The 21,315-nt window shown below is 40.1% G+C and carries 21 protein-coding genes; 20 read left to right on the top strand and 1 reads right to left on the bottom strand.

The features are described 5' to 3' along the window. Positions 1-943 precede the first annotated feature (943 nt). The 12 genes from rpmH (at position 944) to UP17_RS25010 (ending at position 13,228) form a co-directional block, all read left to right on the top strand. Positions 944-1,078, top strand: a complete 135-nt coding sequence (gene rpmH / locus UP17_RS25065) for a 50S ribosomal protein L34 (RefSeq protein ID WP_034316183.1) — start codon at positions 944-946, stop codon at positions 1,076-1,078. Positions 1,079-1,158: 80 nt separating this feature from the next. Continuing rightward, on the top strand, positions 1,159-1,515 hold the full coding sequence (gene rnpA, locus UP17_RS25060) for a ribonuclease P protein component (protein ID WP_061465923.1): 357 nt from the start codon (positions 1,159-1,161) through the stop codon (positions 1,513-1,515). Positions 1,516-1,693: 178 nt separating this feature from the next. Further along, positions 1,694-2,482 (top strand): YidC family membrane integrase SpoIIIJ, encoded by a 789-nt coding sequence (gene spoIIIJ, locus UP17_RS25055; RefSeq protein ID WP_061465922.1) that lies wholly within the window; start codon positions 1,694-1,696, stop codon positions 2,480-2,482. Further along, positions 2,479-3,099: an RNA-binding cell elongation regulator Jag/EloR gene (jag, locus tag UP17_RS25050; protein WP_061465921.1), complete on the top strand. Its 621-nt coding sequence runs from the start codon at positions 2,479-2,481 to the stop codon at positions 3,097-3,099. The genes spoIIIJ and jag overlap by 4 nt, the downstream gene beginning before the upstream one ends. A 582-nt stretch (positions 3,100-3,681) precedes the next feature. Then, positions 3,682-4,944 carry a group II intron reverse transcriptase/maturase gene (ltrA, locus tag UP17_RS25045; protein WP_061461592.1) on the top strand — a complete coding sequence of 421 codons (1,263 nt, stop codon included), beginning with the start codon at positions 3,682-3,684 and terminating at the stop codon, positions 4,942-4,944. 370 nt (positions 4,945-5,314) lie between these two features. Then, positions 5,315-6,700: a tRNA uridine-5-carboxymethylaminomethyl(34) synthesis GTPase MnmE gene (gene mnmE / locus UP17_RS25040; protein ID WP_061465920.1), complete on the top strand. Its 1,386-nt coding sequence runs from the start codon at positions 5,315-5,317 to the stop codon at positions 6,698-6,700. A 21-nt stretch (positions 6,701-6,721) separates the two neighbouring features. Next, a complete protein-coding gene (gene mnmG, locus UP17_RS25035; protein ID WP_061465919.1) occupies positions 6,722-8,608 on the top strand; it encodes a tRNA uridine-5-carboxymethylaminomethyl(34) synthesis enzyme MnmG in 1,887 nt (628 codons plus the stop codon). A gap of 30 nt (positions 8,609-8,638) precedes the next feature. Continuing rightward, a complete protein-coding gene (gene rsmG / locus UP17_RS25030; RefSeq protein ID WP_061465918.1) occupies positions 8,639-9,355 on the top strand; it encodes a 16S rRNA (guanine(527)-N(7))-methyltransferase RsmG in 717 nt (238 codons plus the stop codon). A 363-nt stretch (positions 9,356-9,718) separates the two neighbouring features. After that, entirely contained in the window at positions 9,719-10,579 is an 861-nt protein-coding gene (gene noc, locus UP17_RS25025) for a nucleoid occlusion protein (protein ID WP_061465917.1), read from the top strand. A gap of 264 nt (positions 10,580-10,843) precedes the next feature. After that, the gene (locus tag UP17_RS25020; RefSeq protein WP_034316249.1) at positions 10,844-11,605 is read left to right on the top strand and encodes a ParA family protein; all 762 of its coding nucleotides are present in this window, start codon (positions 10,844-10,846) and stop codon (positions 11,603-11,605) included. Further along, the gene (locus UP17_RS25015; protein ID WP_061465916.1) at positions 11,598-12,455 is read left to right on the top strand and encodes a ParB/RepB/Spo0J family partition protein; all 858 of its coding nucleotides are present in this window, start codon (positions 11,598-11,600) and stop codon (positions 12,453-12,455) included. The genes UP17_RS25020 and UP17_RS25015 overlap by 8 nt, the downstream gene beginning before the upstream one ends. A gap of 71 nt (positions 12,456-12,526) precedes the next feature. Next, the gene (locus UP17_RS25010) at positions 12,527-13,228 is read left to right on the top strand and encodes a DUF554 domain-containing protein (protein ID WP_061465915.1); all 702 of its coding nucleotides are present in this window, start codon (positions 12,527-12,529) and stop codon (positions 13,226-13,228) included. 282 nt (positions 13,229-13,510) lie between these two features. Here UP17_RS25010 and yyaC read toward each other — a convergent pair whose 3' ends face one another. Continuing rightward, positions 13,511-14,146 carry a spore protease YyaC gene (gene yyaC / locus UP17_RS25005; RefSeq protein ID WP_061465914.1) on the bottom strand — a complete coding sequence of 212 codons (636 nt, stop codon included), beginning with the start codon at positions 14,144-14,146 and terminating at the stop codon, positions 13,511-13,513. Positions 14,147-14,536: 390 nt separating this feature from the next. Between yyaC and UP17_RS25000 the strand changes: the two genes are divergently transcribed. The 8 genes from UP17_RS25000 (at position 14,537) to UP17_RS24965 (ending at position 21,280) form a co-directional block, all read left to right on the top strand. Continuing rightward, positions 14,537-15,373, top strand: a complete 837-nt coding sequence (locus UP17_RS25000) for a mechanosensitive ion channel family protein (protein WP_061465913.1) — start codon at positions 14,537-14,539, stop codon at positions 15,371-15,373. Positions 15,374-15,393: 20 nt separating this feature from the next. Continuing rightward, entirely contained in the window at positions 15,394-15,591 is a 198-nt protein-coding gene (locus tag UP17_RS24995; RefSeq protein WP_061465912.1) for a DUF951 domain-containing protein, read from the top strand. 166 nt (positions 15,592-15,757) lie between these two features. Further along, entirely contained in the window at positions 15,758-16,858 is a 1,101-nt protein-coding gene (gene ychF, locus UP17_RS24990) for a redox-regulated ATPase YchF (RefSeq protein ID WP_061465911.1), read from the top strand. A 195-nt stretch (positions 16,859-17,053) separates the two neighbouring features. Beyond that, entirely contained in the window at positions 17,054-17,338 is a 285-nt protein-coding gene (gene rpsF, locus UP17_RS24985) for a 30S ribosomal protein S6 (RefSeq protein ID WP_034316153.1), read from the top strand. 70 nt (positions 17,339-17,408) lie between these two features. Then, positions 17,409-17,939: a single-stranded DNA-binding protein gene (gene ssb, locus UP17_RS24980; protein ID WP_061465910.1), complete on the top strand. Its 531-nt coding sequence runs from the start codon at positions 17,409-17,411 to the stop codon at positions 17,937-17,939. A gap of 47 nt (positions 17,940-17,986) precedes the next feature. Then, a complete protein-coding gene (rpsR, locus tag UP17_RS24975; protein ID WP_053348323.1) occupies positions 17,987-18,226 on the top strand; it encodes a 30S ribosomal protein S18 in 240 nt (79 codons plus the stop codon). Between the two features lie 592 nt (positions 18,227-18,818). Further along, entirely contained in the window at positions 18,819-20,081 is a 1,263-nt protein-coding gene (gene ltrA / locus UP17_RS24970) for a group II intron reverse transcriptase/maturase (RefSeq protein ID WP_061461592.1), read from the top strand. 251 nt (positions 20,082-20,332) lie between these two features. Next, positions 20,333-21,280, top strand: coding sequence for a YybS family protein (locus tag UP17_RS24965; protein ID WP_061465909.1), 948 nt, complete (start codon positions 20,333-20,335; stop codon positions 21,278-21,280). Positions 21,281-21,315 lie beyond the last annotated feature (35 nt).

Genomic DNA, 21,315 nt, shown 5'->3' with positions numbered 1-21,315 from the left:
ACTTATCCCTCCTTTGCAAAATATTTTATTAATAGAATCTTAAATGTATAGGCACAAATAAACTCATCGATTGCCGTCTTTATATAAATTTTGACAGCAAAGGTTCGGTGAGCTGTAAGGGATTTGTGTGTTGTAATGTTAATTCCCTATAACTATATCTAGCGCTGTACAACCTTTGTACAGACTACATCTGGTAACCAGGTGTAGGTTTGGATTTTTATTCATCAACAGGTATTTTGAAAAATATATAATAAGAAAGAAAAAGGGTTTTCGACAATATCCACCATCTGTGGACATATTAATATACACAGGTCGAATAAACTATCCACATGTTATACACAGTCTGTGGATAACCGATACCTGTTGATAAAGTTATTCAGAGTGAAAACACAAATATAATATCAGAAATTCAGGCGTCTTGCAATGGGTTAGAAAACTTTATCCACAACTTACCGAGCCTGTGGGAAAAACTTTTCCACAGGCAATTGTTATGTGCAAAAGTCTATGAAAAGGGTTGTGGATAGAAAAAAACATGTCGAATTTTATCCACAGACCATAATTATAGGCTCGGATTAATTTGATTTATTTTGGATGAATCAAGTTGTTCTCCCCGGAAAACCGCGAAAAAACCGAATGGAACATTAAAAGATGATTTAGGTTAATTCTTAATTATTTGTCGAATGCCATGTCGATCAGGAAGATACCTTGGGAATTTAATATATGTGTTCATGGAAAAATTGATGGAAATTCCCCTCTCCCCAAAAATTTCTATATCAGTTCGGAGCAAAATCATTTACAATAGGCTAGGTAGTAAAAAAAGGCCTACTGGACATTGAGCATTAAAAAGAAATATTTTTATGGATGAGGTTGACAAGTAGAAACCTCCATCTATATAATTGTAAAGACTGTCTTTAACTGTTATTCCTCAGGGAGGTGTCATATAATGAAAAGAACTTATCAACCGAATAACCGCAAACATAGTAAAGTTCACGGTTTCCGTGCACGTATGAGCACGAAAAACGGACGTAGAGTAATCGCTGCACGTCGCCGTAAGGGCAGAAAAGTATTATCTGCATAGACCACTGAAAAGTCTCAGTGGTCTTTTTTCGCAAAATAAGGGATTTACTGAGACTCAATTCATGTAATGAAGGTGTAAAAATGAAAAAAAAGTTAAGGATTAAGAAAGAGGACGAATTTCAGCTTGTGTTTAAAAAAGGTGAATCTTCCGCTAATCGGCAATTTGTTGTCTATGTCCTTGAAAAGCCAGGTCAGGATTATTTTCGGATCGGCCTTTCTGTCAGTAAAAAAATCGGGAATGCCGTTGTAAGGAACCAAATTAAAAGATACATAAGGCAAGCGTTTTTGGAATTGAAAGAAGATATAGAAGTGGGTAAGGATTATATTGTGATTGCTCGAAAACCAGCGGCGGAGATGGACTTTTTCCAGGTGAAAAGCAGCTTGATCCATGTCCTGAAACGTTCTAAATCACTAAACTTTAAAATGAAAAAACAATAAAGTCCCCTTAATACCGAATACTAAGCACTCCTCGGATCATGTAGTAACTTGAAAAAGATGACATAGAAAATTCCTATTGGAATTGTGAAAATGGTGGAATACTTTTCCTTGAAAGCCGCTAATGAACAGTTCACAATTGTTTCAAAAAAGATTGATTGCAGATAGGAGGAAATTACGGTTGAAAAAACGAATATTACTCATTATTGGACTAGCCTCGATAATGATGTTGTTAGCAGGGTGTACGGAAATTAAAGAACCTATTACTGCGGAAAGTGAAGGTTTTTGGAATTCATACATTGTCTATCCATTATCAGCCCTGATCATTTGGCTTTCTGAAGCATTTGGCGAGAACTATGGTTTGGGACTCATCGGTGTTACATTAATCATTCGCTTAGCATTACTTCCACTAATGATCAAACAGGTGAAAAGCTCGAAAGCTATGCAGGCCATTCAGCCTGAGATGAAAGAACTTCAAGCAAAATACAGCTCAAAAGATGCTGCCACACAACAAAAACTACAGCAAGAAACAATGGCTTTATTTTCAAAATATAATGTGAATCCATTGGCGGGATGTTTGCCTATAGTGGTCCAAATGCCGATTTTGATCGGATTTTACCATGCCATCAGCCGTACGAAAGAAATTTCTTTACATAGCTTTCTTTGGTTTGATTTAGGTTCCCCGGATCCTTATTATATTTTACCGGTTGTTGCAGGTATTACGACATTTATCCAGCAAAAGATGTCCATGGCTGGAATGAACTCCAATCCACAAATGGCGGCACAAATGACGATGATGCTTTACATCATGCCAATAATGATTGTTGTTTTTGCTATTAAATTTCCCGCTGCTCTTTCTCTTTACTGGGTAGTAGGTAACCTTTTTGGTATCGTTCAAACATATTTCATTAAAGGTCCGGATCTTAGAAAAGCAGCTGCGGAAAACGCGGGAGGGGCAAAGAAAAAGTGAAAAAAGTAACTGCTACAGGACAATCTGTCGAAGAAGCAGTAAATTTAGCTTTAGCTCAACTGAACAGCACTAAAGATCGCGTGGAGATTGAAATAGAAGATGAAGGCAAAAAAGGATTTTTTGGTTTATTTGGTGCAAGGAAGGCAATTGTCCATGTGACATTGCCTCCCGATCCCATTGAAGAGACACTTAAATTTTTGAAGAATGTCAGCGTGGAAATGGGAGTCAATGCAAAAATTGATGTCCATCGTAAAGGTAAGAACGTAACATTTCATTTATCAGGTGATAAAATTGCATTATTAATTGGAAAAAGGGGTCAAACACTAAATTCCCTTCAGTATTTAGCGCAGCTGGTTGCAAATCGATATTCGAAGCAGTTCTTGAATATTACTGTAGATGCAGAAGATTATCGAAATCGCCGCAATGAAACTTTAATCCAATTGGCTGGAAGAATGGCAAATAAAGCTCTAAAAACAGGTAAAGCTGTTTCACTGGAGCCAATGCCATCCTATGAACGTAAAGTCATCCATAATGCTCTCCTGCATTATCCAAAAATAAAAACAACTTCAAGTGGGACGGAACCATATCGCCATTTAGTCATTAGTCCACTCAAATGAACCTTCTGCTTTTAAGCAGGGGTTCTTTTTTTGTGCGCCCGGCATGGGTGCAATCTATAGGGTGGAAGTCCCGAATCATGAAGGCAGTAGTAGTGGTTAGCTTAATGCAAGGGTGTCCACGGTGACGTGGAATCTGAAGGAAGCAAGCGGCAAACCTCCGGTCTGAGGAACACGAACTTCATATAAGGCTAGGTATCATTGGATGAGTTTGCGAAACAAAACAAAGTCCTTACTGCCGAAGGTGGTACAGAGTAAATGAAGCAGATAGATGGAGGGAAAGATTGCACTCTTACCCGGGGAGGTCTGATGACAGCCAAGTACACTTGGTAACCTTTCCAGTGATGGACAGCTGAATCATCAGAAGTCAGCAGAGGTCATAGTACTTGTCTACTCGAGAAGACAAGGAAGGACCGAACAGATTAAGGAGGATGAATACTAGGCGTTCGTTATCTGTGAAGAAGCAAACAATTCCTAACGGAACTTATTTGAAGGAAGAAGTGGTGAATACACGGGGAACTTCAAAAGGGTGGAGCAGATAAAGGCACAAATAGACCATTTATCCACGTAGAAAGGATATCAACGATGTTAATGGAACAGATACTAGAGAGGGAAAACTTAATACAGGCATTGAAGCGTGTAGAAAGAAATAAGGGAAGCCATGGTGTAGATGGAATGCGGGTCCAAAACCTGAGACCGCACCTTGTAACCGAATGGTACAACATGAAAACTGCCCTTTTACAGGGTACCTATCAACCGAAGCCCGTCCGTCGTATCGAAATCCCGAAACCAAACGGCGGAGTTCGGCTTTTGGGTATTCCAACCGTTCTAGACCGTTTCATTCAACAAGCCATTGCCCAAATATTGACCAAGATATATGACTCAACCTTTTCGGAGAATAGCTATGGATTTCGCCCTAACAAACAAGGGCACCAGGCGGTTCGAAAGGCAAAGTCCTATATAACCGAAGGTTATACATGGGTAGTGGATATGGATTTGGAGAAGTTCTTCGATAAAGTGAATCATGACAAGCTCATGGGAATGTTAGAGCGGAAAATTGAAGATAAACGAGTTCTTAAACTGATTCGTAAATTCCTTCAAGCAGGCATTATGATAGGCGGACTTTTTCATAAAAGTGAGGAGGGAACTCCGCAAGGAGGTCCGTTAAGTCCTTTATTATCTAATATCATGTTAGACGATTTAGATAAAGAACTAGAGAAACGCAATCTTCGATTCGTAAGGTATGCGGATGACAGTACTATCTTTGTGAAGACACGAAAAGCCGCCAAACGTGCAATGGGAAATATCTCAAGCTTCATTGAAAATAAACTGAAGCTAAAGGTCAACTACGAGAAGTCGAAGTATGATCGCCCTTGGAACAGAACGTTTCTCGGTTTTAGTTTCACGAAGTCAAAGAAGAACCCGAAGGTTCTACTGGCTAAACAAACGGTGAAGAGGGTAAAGAAACGAATCAGGGAAATGACCTCGAGAAAATTACCGATACCCATGGAACTCCGAATAAATAAGTTAAAGCAATACCTTAGAGGTTGGATGGGGTATTTCGCCCTCATTGATACTCCGAACGTATTGAAGAATTTAGATTCATGGATTCGAAGAAGACTCAGAATGTGCCTATGGAAGCAATGGAAATTACCAAGAACGAGGGTGAGGAAACTCAAAGGATTAGGCGTCCCATTTGGAAAAGCATATGAATGGGGAAATAGCAGAAAGGGTTATTGGCGCATAGCGCATAGTCCTATTCTAGACAAAACCCTTAATAATGTTTATTGGCTCCATCATGGGTTAGTAAATCTATATGAACGATATACAAAACTACGTCAGACTTAAACTGAACCGCCGTATACCGAACGGTACGTACGGTGGTGTGAGAGGTCGGAGGCTAGGCGCCTCCTCCTACTCGATTAGGGCATGATATCGTTGTATGTCGAATGTTCTTTTATAAAAGATTAATTCAACAATAACTGACATCATTCTTTTTTTATTCTCATGATCAGTAAAGCGGGCGATATTTGTTATTCACATGTGGATAAGTTAAAATGAGTGTTATAGAATATGGATTCAACGCGTGTGGATAACTCTTGAAAGGAAGGAGTATCTACTTTTTTTCATGAATATACTGTGGTATTGTAGTTATTTAGAGATTCGAGATTTTATTATCAGAAAAAAATAGAAACATCAATATATAAGAGGTGAAAGCATGGAATTCGATACAATCACCGCTATCTCTACTCCCTTAGGGGAAGGGGCAATCGCCATTGTTAGAATCAGCGGTGATGAGGCCATAGAAATAGCCGATGGAATCTTTAAAGGACCAGGTGGAAAAGGATTGCTTGAAGTGAAATCACATACGATTCATTATGGCCATCTTATCCAGCCTAAAACTGGTGAAATCATAGAGGAAGTCATGGTTTCGGTCATGAAGGGTCCAAAGACATTTACAAGAGAAGATGTTGTTGAAATAAATTGTCACGGTGGAATCGTTTCGGTCAATCGGGTATTACAGCTTATTCTCTCACAAGGTGCTCGTTTAGCAGAACCAGGTGAATTTACGAAACGGGCTTTTTTGAATGGCAGGATCGATCTTTCTCAAGCAGAGGCCGTTATGGATTTAATCCGGGCTAAAACGGACAAAGCCATGAATGTGGCATTAGGTCAAATGGAAGGCCGGCTTTCGAAATTAATCCAAAACCTACGTCAAGAAATATTACAGACCCTCGCTCAAGTCGAGGTAAACATAGATTATCCGGAATATGATGATGTCGAAGAAATGACACATCGTTTATTTTTGGAAAAAGGTAGTTATGTGAAGACTGAAATTGAGAAACTGCTTCACACAGCCCAACAAGGGAAAATCCTGCGAGATGGGCTTGCGACGGTCATCATAGGGCGCCCTAATGTCGGAAAATCTTCTTTGCTTAACAGTTTGGTTCATGAAAATAAAGCAATTGTCACTGATATCCCAGGTACAACACGTGACGTAATTGAAGAGTATGTCAATGTTCGCGGTGTACCGCTTAAACTTGTGGATACAGCAGGAATTCGCGAAACGGAAGATATCGTTGAACGAATTGGAGTTGAACGGTCCCGTGCGGTATTAAAAGAGGCAGATCTAATATTACTTGTATTGAACTATTCCGATGATTTTACAACCGAAGATGAGAAACTATTCCAGGCTGTTGAGGGAATGGATGTTATCGTTATCATCAATAAAACCGATCTTCCACAGAAAATCGATTCGGCAAAGGTTAAGGAAATGGCGGCATCACATAAAGTCGTTTCCACTTCATTACTTGAGGATCAAGGGGTCGATGAATTGGAAGAAGCCATCGCTTCTTTATTTTTTGAGGGTTCTTTAGAAACGGGGGACCTGACCTATGTTTCGAATGCCAGGCATATAGCCTTGCTAGGACAGGCATTACAATCAATCGAAGACGCAATCGAAGCTATTGAAATGGGTACGCCAGTTGATTTGGTTCAAATTGACTTCACGAAAGCATGGGAGCTCCTTGGAGAAATCATTGGTGAAAGCGTTCAGGATAATTTGATCAACCAATTGTTCTCACAATTTTGTTTAGGAAAATAAGCGTAAAAGGAGGAAAAGGATATGCAATACGAAGCAGGTAGCTATGATGTCATTGTTATTGGTGCTGGTCATGCTGGTAGTGAAGCAGGCCTTGCAGCTGCTAGAGTCGGAGCTAAAACGTTGATGATCACCATTAACTTGGATATGGTCGCCTTCATGCCATGCAATCCGTCCGTTGGTGGGCCGGCAAAAGGGATAGTTGTTAGGGAAATTGACGCTTTAGGCGGTGAAATGGGAAAAAATATCGACAAGACCCATATCCAAATGAGGATGCTGAATACGGCTAAAGGTCCTGCTGTTCGTGCATTACGGGCACAGGCAGATAAATTCCTCTATCAGCAAGAAATGAAAAAGACGATAGAAGACCAAGAAAATTTGACATTGATTCAAGGAATGGTTGAGGAATTAATAGTTGAAAACGACGTTTGTACGGGTGTCATTACAAAAACAGGTGCGGTATATCGTGCGAAAACTGTCGTAATCACGACGGGAACATATTTACGCGGTGAAATCATTTTAGGGGAATTGAAGTATTCAAGCGGTCCCAATAATCAGCAGCCTTCAATCAGGCTTTCAGAACATCTAGAGCAGTTAGGATTCGATTTGGTCCGTTTTAAAACAGGAACACCACCACGTGTCAATAGTTCTTCCATAGATTACAGCAAAACGGAAATTCAGCCTGGTGATGAAGTGCCACGTGCATTTTCTTATGAAACCACAAAGTTCATCACTGATCAATTGCCATGCTGGCTAACGTACACGAATGAGGGGACACATCAGCTCATTGATGAGAATCTACACCGTTCGCCAATGTATTCTGGAATGATAAAGGGAACGGGACCTCGTTATTGCCCATCGATAGAAGATAAGGTCGTTCGTTTCAATGATAAACCACGTCACCAAATCTTCCTTGAACCTGAAGGACGCAATACAAAGGAAGTGTATGTTCAAGGGCTGTCCACTAGTCTGCCTGAAGATGTACAAGTGAAGATCCTTCAAACGATCCCAGGGCTCGAGAAGGCGGAAATGATGCGTGCGGGATACGCAATCGAATATGATGCGATCGTTCCTACTCAGCTATGGCCTACATTGGAAACGAAAAAGGTTAAAAACCTGTATACTGCTGGACAAATTAACGGCACGTCCGGTTATGAGGAAGCAGCTGGCCAAGGGCTTATGGCCGGTATTAATGCCGGATTGAATGCAATAGGTAAGGAAGAACTGATTTTAAGCCGTTCCGATGCCTATATTGGTGTGCTCATTGATGACCTTGTAACGAAAGGTACGAATGAACCATACCGATTGCTGACTTCACGTGCAGAATATCGTTTATTATTGCGTCATGATAATGCCGATTTACGCTTAACGGAAATCGGATTCAATATCGGAATGATCAAAGAAGAACGCTACAATCGTTTCCTTTTGAAAAAAGAAGCGGTTGAAATGGAAAAGGAACGACTAAAATCAAACTTCATCAAACCGACCAAAGAGGTACAAGAAGTCATTACAGCAAGTGGCGGCAGTGAGCTGAAGGATGGAATCCGTGCCTCCGATTTATTGAAGCGGCCTGAAATGGATTATTCCCATATTCAGAAGCTGGCTCCAAGTGATGTCGAACTGAGCGATGATGTGACGGAACAGGTCGAAATTCAGATCAAGTATGAAGGATATATTGAAAAATCCTTACAGCAAGTCGATCGTCTGAAAAAAATGGAGAATAAAAAGATTCCAGAGAATATCGATTATGATGCAATTTCTGGTCTAGCAACGGAAGCACGCCAAAAATTAAAGCAGGTCCACCCGCTATCAGTAGCCCAGGCTTCAAGAATTTCCGGTGTGAATCCCGCTGATGTTTCCATTTTGCTTGTTTATTTAGAACAAGGTAAGATTGCCAGAGTATCTCAGTAATGGAAATACCCGAAAAGGATTGAAAAAAACATGAATATTGAACAGTTCCAACAAGCACTGCAGGAGAAAGGGATTGAGCTTTCTCCTCACCAGCTTGATCAGTTTGACACTTATTATCGATTATTGGTTGAATGGAACGAAAAGATGAACTTAACAGCCATCACTAATAAAGAAGAAGTTTATCTAAAGCACTTTTATGATTCAATCAGTGCAGCCTTCTATTTCGACTTTAACAAATCTTATCAAATTTGCGATGTCGGGGCTGGAGCTGGATTTCCGAGTATTCCATTGAAGATTTGTTTCCCTGATATCCACGTATCGATTGTGGATTCTTTGAATAAGCGAATCTCTTTTTTGAATCACCTTGCTGAGTCTTTGCAATTAAAGGGAGTTTCCTTCTATCATGACCGGGCGGAAACCTTCGCTCAAAAACCAGAGCATCGCGAATCCTATGATATTGTAATGGCAAGAGCGGTAGCCAGGATGTCCGTTTTAAGTGAGCTATGTTTGCCGCTTGTTAAACCAGATGGGACGTTCATTGCCATGAAAGCTGCTAGTGCACAAGATGAAATGGATACAGGGAAGAAGGCCATTTTTATATTAGGCGGAGAAATCGAAGAAATTCATCCTTTCACATTGCCAGAGGAAAATAGTGAAAGAAACATCATTACTGTAAAAAAAGTGAAGAAGACTCCTAAAAAATACCCAAGAAAACCAGGGACACCGAATAAGCAGCCTATCGAATAACCCTTATACTGATGAGGCAGGTTTCATATTTACTATAAGCGTATGACCTTGTTATGTTCATTCAATACTGTATAAGCCAACATGAAGGTTTTTTTTGGTATAATGTCAAACGTGTTCCTTCTTTTCCAGCAGGGCTATAAGCCGGCGATTTTTCTTTTTGATTTCAGGGAAATAATCTTGGGCAAGCCGGCCGATATTTATAAAAACTGGCCGTTCATTCTTCTTTTTTGCCTTGATGACGCCAGTCGACATGTTTTTTACAGTGAAGACCCATATGTATAACCATGTCGGGAAATGTATGCAGGACTTGTCCTTTAAATAGAGAATATGTTATTTGGGAGTTTTAAAAGGTGGTGTAGGAAGATGAAGCATCCTTTTTCGCGGTTCTTTGGGTTTGGCGAAAAAGAAGAACAGCAACTAGAGATGGAGACACCTAGCAATAATAATGAAGAAATAAGAAAAATTTCCATTTCTGATATTGTGCCTAATCGATTTCAACCAAGGACCGTTTTTAATGACGATAAAATTGCTGAATTGGCTCAAACGATTCATACACATGGGATCATTCAGCCAATTGTAGTAAGGGCATATGGACAGGGAAAATATGAAATCATTGCAGGTGAGCGTCGTTTTCGAGCCATGCAAAAGCTTGGCTGGGTATTGGCACCTGCAATAATCAAAGATTTCACCGATACAGAAACGGCTTCCGTTGCGCTGATAGAAAACCTTCAGCGAGAAGAACTGACACCAATTGAAGAAGCTTTGGCTTACGGCAAACTATTGGAGCTGCATAGTCTAACCCAAGAAGCTCTGGCACAAAGACTGGGAATAGGACAATCTACCGTGGCAAATAAGCTTCGGTTGCTTAAGCTGCCCCAGGAAGTTCAAGATGCTCTTCTTCAAAAGCAAATTACGGAACGCCATGCCCGCTCGTTGATACCGTTAAAGAGTCCTGAAAAGCAGCTCAAACTGCTTTTGGAAATCATCGAAAAAGGGTTAAACGTCAAGCAGACCGAAGAGATGGTCGTCAAGCTCTTGACGGGTACTGTGCAGAAGCCGAAACCTAAGCGAAAAGCGTTTAGTAAAGACATGAGGATTGCCGTGAATACTATACGCCAATCACTCAGTATGGTTACAGACAATGGAATAAATTTGGATGCAGAGGAAGAAGAGTTCGAGGAGTATTATCAGTTCACGATTAAAATACCTAAGAAAAAAACTTGATTCCCTATCCTTAACCCTGCTTGGTAGTCTCCGATTACCAAGCTTTTTTTATTTTGTTGCCAAAAACTCGCATTTTACACCCTAAAAATGATTCAATTTTTCTCGGTTTTTTCATGCTGTTTAGATAAATTTCAAATTTTATGAGGAATTTCAGAAAACGATTTCTTCCAGTAACATTCATGATAAAATAGAAAGAAATAAATGGATTTACGGTAAAAGTTAATAGATATAGCGTGATGAAGATAGTTGAAAGCAGGTGAATTCGTGGGTAAGATTCTCGCCATTGCCAATCAAAAAGGCGGTGTTGGAAAAACGACAACTTCTGTCAGTCTAAGTGCCTGTCTTGCATACATAGGACAGAAAGTCTTAATGGTCGATATCGATCCGCAGGGAAATGCGACTAGCGGTGCAGGTATTGATAAAGCGGATGTGGAACAATGTATTTATGATGTATTGGTTGATGATGTCGAAGCCAGTACCGTCATCATGGAAACAAAGGTAGAAAACTTATATGCTATACCTGCGACAATTCAACTTGCAGGTGCTGAAATTGAACTTGTTCCAACCATCTCAAGGGAAGTCCGATTAAAAAGGGCATTAGAAGAGGTGCAAAGTCAATATGATTACATCGTGATTGACTGTCCTCCATCATTGGGCTTGCTTACGCTTAATGCATTAACGGCAGCAGATGCAGTTTTGATTCCTGTACAATGTGAATATTATGCATTGGAGGGCCTGAGTCAACTCTTGAATACGGTCCGTCTCGTCCAAAAGCATTTGAACCATGATTTGAAAATCGAGGGTGTGCTATTGACGATGTTGGATGCCAGGACAAATTTAGGTCTCCAGGTTATAGAAGAGGTCAAAAAATACTTTCAGGATAAAGTCTATCAAACCATCATCCCTCGCAATGTCCGTTTGAGTGAAGCACCGAGCCATGGAGAACCAATAATTATATATGATCCAAAGTCACGAGGAGCGGAGGTCTATCTAGAACTGGCAAAGGAAGTGGTATCAAATGGCTAAAGGACTTGGCAAAGGACTTAACGCACTTTTCACTGGGGATATAAGTAAAGATGAAATCGTGCGTGAAATCAAATTAAGGGAATTAAGGCCAAATCCTTATCAGCCCCGAAAGAGCTTCCGACTTGAAGCTATAGAAGAATTAAAGCAATCTATCATGGAACATGGGATATTACAGCCGATTATTGCCCGGAAAAGTATTAAGGGCTATGAAATCGTTGCTGGGGAGAGGCGTTATCGTGCTGCCAAGGAAGCTGGTTTAAAGACAGTTCCGGTTGTTGTGAGGGAATTGAATGAACAGCAGATGATGGAACTGGCGATTTTGGAAAACCTGCAACGGGAAGATTTAAATCCAATTGAGGAAGCTGCCGCTTATCAGACACTTCTTGAAAAATTGAATTTCACCCAGGAACAGCTGGCCAATAGGTTGGGTAAAAGCCGACCCCATATCGCGAACTATGTAAGATTGCTATCTTTGCCTGAAGGGATTAGGAGTTATATCTCCGAAGGGGAAATTTCCATGGGGCATGGCCGAGCATTACTGGGTTTAAAGAAAAAAGAGATGCTTAAGCCAGTAGTGGATAAAATCCTCAAAGAAGGAATGAATGTCAGACAGCTGGAGCAATATATACATCAATTGAATGATACCGTTTCACGTGAAACCAAACCTAAGAAACAAGATAAAAAAGATATATTCATAAAGCAACGCGAATCAAGTCTGCGTGAAAGACTGGGAACGAGTGTAACGATAAAACAAAGCAAGAAAAAAGGGAAAATAGAAATCGAATTCTTTTCAAAAGAAGATCTGGAGAGAATTTTGGACTTGATCGATCAAGAGAACATTTCCTCTTAGATAGCCTTTATGAAAAAAAGTGGCATCAGAGGTTTAATCTATTTTTTACTGTGGAAAATTAGGTGAATGAGATGGTATTATTAGGGGCTTTGGTGAATGGTGCCTGCATTTTAATCGGTTCGATTTTGGGAAGGTTTTTGCAACATATACCTGAAAAGATAAAAGAAACGGTCATGAGTGGAATTGGTTTAGCCGTCATGGTCTTAGGCTTGCAGATGGGGCTTAAAAGTGATCAATTTCTTATTGTCATTTTAAGTATTGTTGGAGGGGCTGTCCTTGGGGAATGGATGAATCTTGAGGCTAGGCTTAATTCTTTAGGCAATTGGATTGAACGCAGGATGAAAGCGAAAGAAGGAATTTCGATATCCCAGGGGTTTGTAACGGCTACGCTCATATTTGGCATTGGGGCGATGGCCATTATCGGTGCCATGGATAGCGGTATCCGGAATGATCATGACGTTTTGATAACAAAAGCGATCATCGATGGATTTACAGCACTGGTCCTCGCCAGTACGCTTGGCATAGGAGTACTTTTTTCGGCATTTCCGGTCATTCTTTATGAGGGCTTGATAGCAATTTTTTCAAGACAGATTAATACGCTGATCCCAACTGCTTTAATGGATTCCTTCATACTGGAAATGACGGCAACTGGGGGAGTCATGATTTTAGCAATTGGTTTGAATATTATCGGTGTCACCAAAATAAGGGTGGCTAATCTGCTTCCTGGCATAATGATCACCGCCATTTTAGTTACAATCATGTATTATTTTTAAATAAAGGCTCTTTTCGTAAAGATTGTTGTTTTTAAAACGAAACTATTTAAGGGTGATTGGAGCGGAAGTGCGAGACTCCTGCGGGAGCAGCGGGACAGGTGAGGCCCCACAGGCGTTTACGCCGAGGAGGCTCACCGCCCGCACCAAGGAAAGCGAGCATCTGGAGGGGAAATCAACCACAACTCACTACCTGGTAAATAGCAACATAGTATGTGAAAACAGCCTAAATAAAAGAAGGAAGGGAATAATCCCTTCCTTCATTTTTTTGATCAGCAAAACAGATCAAAGGGTTTTTTCTTGCTTGAATGACAATGTGAAAGGAGTGATGGAAGGTTTTACTGGATAATGATTTTGTGCTTCATAAATCCCCTCGGCGATGGTTTTGGCCATTTTTAGCACAAGATTAAGACGAGTGTTTTGCAAGACCATGAACTCCATGAAGCCACTTACATTCACGATTCCTGTTATATGGGCATTTCCAACGGAAGGAAGATCTTTATTGACCCCAGCACCTGGTTTCACTGGTCCTTGACCGATTTGGACAATACCGACACTTTTCATCTTCCCTAAGCAAGCATCGATTCCGACTATAAATGGATTGGTATGAATCTTTTTTATTTCATTTAATTTTTCCGATAAATTCATCGCATGTATAGGGTCATCTAAAGTACCATAAACATGGAACGATGAAGAACTGTTTTCAGCTTTTTCACTTAGCAGAGTGCCGACAAGTGGTCCGAGGGAATCGCCTGTAGAACGGTCTGTGCCTATACAGACGATGACGATTGTTTGAAGCTTTCCAGTTGGTAGAAGGTTGATTAATTCCTGGGAAATTTGTTTGGATGCATCCGTATCTTCATGCAGGATGCGGCTCAATCTATTTTTATTATTATTAAATAGACTAGAATTCAGATTCATCGGCTCAACTCCTTTACTTTATTTGGTATTACAGTATACGGATAAAAAGGAAAAAATATACGGTATTTAACGTAACAGATGAGGGAAATTTTTGTAGAACTTGCAAACAGGTGAAGGGGAAATGGATTGACTTTTCTTCCTCTACCAATTGCTTTCATTTATACATTCTAGTAACAAATTACTGGATTAACTCGGAAAAAACTTCTATTTCTTTTACCTATATACCCATATTTTTTTTGTACAGAAACCCTTATTTATTGATAAAATAGAGAAAACTTCTCCTATTCGGGTTATCTCACAGCGTGAGGGGTAGAGAAATAAGTCGGTATGGTAAAGTCATAGAGAAAATATAAAAGTTTTGCAGAATTTTGGATTAGCCAGGAGGAAAAGATGGAACGCATTTATGATAACGTTACAAAAGAGGTAATGGATGAAAAATTATGGTTACTATTAGGGGAAGGAATCATTAAAATCTTCCTTGTTCTCCTGTTATCACGTATTATTATTAGAATAGGAAAGACGGTCATAAGTAAATTTTTCGCGGTTCGCTTAAGAAGTCCTATTCGCGTTTCAGAGCGCAGAGAAACGACACTCATTAAGTTACTGGAAAATATAGTCACTTATGTTATTAATTTTATTGCCTTGGTAATGATTCTTGAAATTTTCGGATTTGATGTAAAGGCTTTGCTGGCTGGAGCTGGGATACTTGGTTTGGCAGTTGGGTTCGGTGCTCAAAGTTTGGTAAAAGATATTATCACAGGATTCTTTGTGATTTTTGAAGATCACTTCTCGGTTGGGGACTATATTAAAATTAATACATTTGAGGGTGAAGTTCTCGAAATTGGGCTTCGTACAACAAAGATTAAAAGTAGCTCAGGAGAATTGCACCTCATACCTAATGGTAGTATTGTTCAAGTTACAAATTATTCTATATTAAATAGTAAGGCTGTTGTGGATGTAGCTATACCTAATGATGGATCAGTAGAACTTGCTGAGAGGGTACTCATTCAAACCTTGAATAATATGGAAGGCAAATATGACTTCTTAGTCAAAGCACCTGAATTTTTAGGAATTGAAGCGATAAGTCCTGATGAAGTTGTCTTTCGGGTCACTGCTGAAACAAAACCGATGCATCATGTCGAAATGAGTAGAATATTAAGAAAAGAAATAAGTGCTGCGCTTGATTTAAGTGGGATTAAATCTACGTACAATGGCAGCGAGTCATAGGAATTAGGGGGCTCATGGTTATGGAAGAAAAAGAGTTTGCGCTTAAGGATATTGTGGAAATGAAAAAACCACATCCCTGTGGAGTAAATAAGTGGAAAATCATTCGACTTGGTATGGATATCCGGATAAAATGTGAAGGCTGCGGTCATAGCGTAATGCTGCCTCGACGTGAATTCGCGAAGAAAATGAAAAAAGTTCTACAAAAGCATGAGGAGTGATCATGCTTTTTTTTTGAGTGAAGGCAGTCCTGAGTTTCTCATGATTTACTTGTCTTTTTAGGAAGCGAAATCTATAATTGGGAAAGGTTTAGGTAATTGGATGGTTTTTATAGAAAATCAGACTTTTTCCCATATGTACGAATTATCTTGAAGGAGTGAAATATAAATGGCTTTAACAGCTGGTATAGTAGGTTTGCCTAACGTAGGTAAATCCACTTTATTTAATGCAATTACTCAGGCAGGTGCGGAATCTGCCAACTATCCTTTCTGTACGATTGACCCAAATGTAGGGATTGTTGAAGTGCCAGATCACCGTCTGCAAAAATTGACAGAATTGGTCAAACCAAAAAAAACGGTTCCGACAGCATTTGAATTCACGGATATCGCCGGAATTGTAAAAGGGGCCAGTAAAGGAGAAGGTCTCGGTAATAAATTCCTTTCCCATATCCGTCAAGTGGATGCAATTTGTCAGGTTGTCCGTTGTTTCGCAGACGATAACATTACTCATGTTTCTGGAAAAGTAAATCCAATCGATGATATCGAAGTCATCAACCTTGAATTGATCCTGGCCGATTTGGAATCCGTTGACAAACGCATCGACCGTGTCGGAAAAATGGCCAAGCAAAAAGATAAAGGCGCAGTGGCTGAACATGAAATTCTTGTGGCTTTAAAAGAAGCATTGGAGAATGAAAGGCCCGCCCGTTCAGTTGAATTTACCGAGGAACAGCAAAAAATGGTGAAGGGCATGCACTTGCTTACGGCGAAGCCGACTCTTTATGTGGCGAATGTGAGCGAAGATGAAGTGGCTAATGCTGACGATAATGAATATGTTCAGCAAGTTCGTGAATATGCTGCGAAGGAAAATGCAGAAGTAATCGTAATTTGTGCCAAAATCGAAGAAGAAATTGCAGAGCTTGAAGGTGAAGAAAAGGAAATGTTCCTATCTGAACTTGGCATTGAAGAGTCGGGTCTTGACCAGTTGATCCGTGCTTCATATAATCTTCTCGGATTGGCAACATACTTTACAGCTGGTGTACAGGAAGTGCGTGCATGGACATTCCGTAAAGGTATGAAAGCCCCTCAATGTGCAGGTGTCATTCATACGGACTTCGAACGTGGCTTCATCCGTGCCGAAATCGTTTCTTATACCGATTTGCTTGAAGCGGGTAGTCATAGTGCTGCAAAAGAAGCAGGAAAAGTTCGATTAGAAGGAAAAGAATACATCGTTAACGATGGCGATGTAATCCATTTCCGTTTCAACGTTTAAGTTAAAAAGACCCTGCATTTTCCCAATGCAGGGTCTTTTTTGAGCCTTTAATCCATTAGATTTCAATTAATTGTAATAAGTCGAACCGTTCGTTGCAAAGCCACTTTAACTATGCTATAATTTTATCTTGTGAGTAATTATAAATAATTGCTCCTTGCCCAATTGGGCCGCTTAGACCAAAAGGAGGTGACAGTGATGAGAAAATACGAAATTATGTATATCATCCGTCCAAACATTGAGGAAGAAGCTAAAAAAGCTTTAGTTGAACGTTTCAACACAATCCTTTCTGATAATGGTGCGGAAGTAGAAGCAAAAGAATGGGGTAAACGCCGTCTTGCATACGAAATCAATGATTTCCGTGATGGTTACTACATGCTTCTTAAAGTTAACGCTGAAAGTGCTGCGATTCAAGAATTCGATCGTCTTGCTAAAATCAGTGAAGACATTATTCGCCACATGGCTACTAGAGAAGAAGTCTAATCCAATATTTTAATATAAATTCTAATCTTGTTTCACGTGAAACAAGTTTGAAACCTAGGGGTTGATTCTGATGATGAATCGCGTAGTTTTGGTAGGACGCTTAACTAAAGATCCTGAATTGCGATATACACCTAATGGAGTTCCCGTAGCTACCTTTACTTTAGCTGTGAATCGTGGTTTTACGAATCAGCAAGGTGAACGTGAAGCGGATTTCATTAACTGTGTAGTTTGGCGTAAACCGGCAGAAAATGTAGCTAACTTCTTGAAAAAGGGCAGTTTAGCTGGCGTGGATGGACGTGTCCAAACACGTAATTATGAAGGACAAGACGGCAAACGCGTATATGTGACGGAGATTCTGGCTGAGAGCGTTCAATTCCTTGAACCACGAAGCAGTTCAGCGGGTGAAAGAAATGAAGGCGGTTCTTACGGTGGAGGTCAAAAAAGTTATGGTAACAATAATAACGGAAATGACAACAATTCGTATGGACAAAATCCTAATCAGAATCAACGGAGCAATAACAACTACACTCGTGTAGATGATGATCCATTTGCAAATGACGGTAAAACAATCGACATTTCAGATGACGATCTTCCGTTTTAAACAGCCGTTTAAAATGAAAATTTAAAAAGCAGGGAGGGAAATTTATTATGGCAATGGGTGGACGTAAAGGACGCGGTAAGCGTAAAAAGGTTTGTTATTTCACATCTAACGGAATCACTAAAATTGATTACAAAGATACAGATCTTCTTAAAAAATTCGTCTCAGAACGCGGTAAAATTTTACCACGTCGTGTAACTGGCACAAGCGCTAAATATCAACGTAAATTAACGATTGCTATTAAACGCTCACGTACTATGGCATTACTTCCATATGTATCTGGTGAATAATAAATTGGCACATTGAGGAGTTTTCCTTAATGTGCCTTTTTTGTGCGCCCGGCATGGGTGCAATCTATAGGGTGGAAGTCCCGAATCATGAAGGCAGTAGTAGTGGTTAGCTTAATGCAAGGGTGTCCACGGTGACGTGGAATCTGAAGGAAGCAAGCGGCAAACCTCCGGTCTGAGGAACACGAACTTCATATAAGGCTAGGTATCATTGGATGAGTTTGCGAAACAAAACAAAGTCCTTACTGCCGAAGGTGGTACAGAGTAAATGAAGCAGATAGATGGAGGGAAAGATTGCACTCTTACCCGGGGAGGTCTGATGACAGCCAAGTACACTTGGTAACCTTTCCAGTGATGGACAGCTGAATCATCAGAAGTCAGCAGAGGTCATAGTACTTGTCTACTCGAGAAGACAAGGAAGGACCGAACAGATTAAGGAGGATGAATACTAGGCGTTCGTTATCTGTGAAGAAGCAAACAATTCCTAACGGAACTTATTTGAAGGAAGAAGTGGTGAATACACGGGGAACTTCAAAAGGGTGGAGCAGATAAAGGCACAAATAGACCATTTATCCACGTAGAAAGGATATCAACGATGTTAATGGAACAGATACTAGAGAGGGAAAACTTAATACAGGCATTGAAGCGTGTAGAAAGAAATAAGGGAAGCCATGGTGTAGATGGAATGCGGGTCCAAAACCTGAGACCGCACCTCGTAACCGAATGGTACAACATGAAAACTGCCCTTTTACAGGGTACCTATCAACCGAAGCCCGTCCGTCGTATCGAAATCCCGAAACCAAACGGCGGAGTTCGGCTTTTGGGTATTCCAACCGTTCTAGACCGTTTCATTCAACAAGCCATTGCCCAAATATTGACCAAGATATATGACTCAACCTTTTCGGAGAATAGCTATGGATTTCGCCCTAACAAACAAGGGCACCAGGCGGTTCGAAAGGCAAAGTCCTATATAACCGAAGGTTATACATGGGTAGTGGATATGGATTTGGAGAAGTTCTTCGATAAAGTGAATCATGACAAGCTCATGGGAATGTTAGAGCGGAAAATTGAAGATAAACGAGTTCTTAAACTGATTCGTAAATTCCTTCAAGCAGGCATTATGATAGGCGGACTTTTTCATAAAAGTGAGGAGGGAACTCCGCAAGGAGGTCCGTTAAGTCCTTTATTATCTAATATCATGTTAGACGATTTAGATAAAGAACTAGAGAAACGCAATCTTCGATTCGTAAGGTATGCGGATGACAGTACTATCTTTGTGAAGACACGAAAAGCCGCCAAACGTGCAATGGGAAATATCTCAAGCTTCATTGAAAATAAACTGAAGCTAAAGGTCAACTACGAGAAGTCGAAGTATGATCGCCCTTGGAACAGAACGTTTCTCGGTTTTAGTTTCACGAAGTCAAAGAAGAACCCGAAGGTTCTACTGGCTAAACAAACGGTGAAGAGGGTAAAGAAACGAATCAGGGAAATGACCTCGAGAAAATTACCGATACCCATGGAACTCCGAATAAATAAGTTAAAGCAATACCTTAGAGGTTGGATGGGGTATTTCGCCCTCATTGATACTCCGAACGTATTGAAGAATTTAGATTCATGGATTCGAAGAAGACTCAGAATGTGCCTATGGAAGCAATGGAAATTACCAAGAACGAGGGTGAGGAAACTCAAAGGATTAGGCGTCCCATTTGGAAAAGCATATGAATGGGGAAATAGCAGAAAGGGTTATTGGCGCATAGCGCATAGTCCTATTCTAGACAAAACCCTTAATAATGTTTATTGGCTCCATCATGGGTTAGTAAATCTATATGAACGATATACAAAACTACGTCAGACTTAAACTGAACCGCCGTATACCGAACGGTACGTACGGTGGTGTGAGAGGTCGGAGGCTAGGCGCCTCCTCCTACTCGATTATAAGTTAGGATCTTATGCTGAAAAACCGCTGAATTGCGGTTTTTTTATTTTTAAAAGGAATTTAAAAAGGAGTTTTCCTTACAAAAAATAATGTGATGTTTGAAATATCCTGGCCGTAACGGATACAATATGAAGATAAGACATTAATTTTAATATTAACGGGGGGGTGAAAAAATGAATAACGGGAGACGAATTGCGGAGGGTGGAGCCCTTTTGGCACTATATTGCATTTTACTGTTCATCACCATTCGAGTCCCGCTAGTGGGTATCTTCACTATTTTCTTTTTACCCATTCCATTCATACTGGTCACAATCAAACAAAAGTTATCGTGGAGCCTCGGTTACCTATTCATTGCTTCACTATTGTCGATCCTCATCGGGACGATATTGTCTGTCCCGCTTACCTTGCTTATGGGGGCAACGGGAATTGCGATCGGCTATTTTTTGAAAAAGGACAAACCGATGGCACCAATGTTCATAAGTGCAGTACTTGTCTTCCTGGGAGGGATTTTATTAATATATGCAGCTTCAGTGTTAATAACGGATGTTAATTACATAGAAGAATCGATGAATATGGCTGAAGGATCTATAAAAAAAACAATCGACATCATGGATTCCTTAGGACAGGCACCGACGGAACAAGTCAAAAAGCAGATGTATGAATCAATCGACATGATAAACACGCTGATGCCAAGTTTGTTCGTGTTGATATCAGTCAGCATGGTTTTGTTGATTTTCTTCGCTGCACATCCCATTGTGAAGAGGTTCAGCGATAAGACGATAAAATGGCCTCATTTTCGAGATCTGCGACTCCCGAAAAGCCTTTTATGGTATTATTTAATTACGATGCTTCTTGCTCTTTTTGTGAATACGGACAAGAATAGTTTTGTATATATGGCCATATCGAACCTATTTTTCATCCTGCAGTTCTTCATTTTATTACAAGGATATTCCCTGATATTTTATATCGCTCATGTGAAGTCATGGGCTAAAGCCATACCTGTTTTAATCGTGGTTTTTTCTTTGCTTCTGCCGATTCCGATTATTACAACGGCCGTACGATTTTTAGGTATAATAGATTTAGGATTTCCTTTTAGGGAGACGATCAAGAAAAAGGAATAGACTTTTTTGTAAAACAGATGCTTTTAGGAGCTGAA

Source organism: Peribacillus simplex, assembly GCF_001578185.1.
Classification (GTDB): Bacteria; Bacillota; Bacilli; order Bacillales; family DSM-1321; genus Peribacillus; species Peribacillus simplex_A.
Note: the sequence above shows the minus strand (reverse complement) of the source record. Positions and strands in the feature narration are given on the sequence as shown.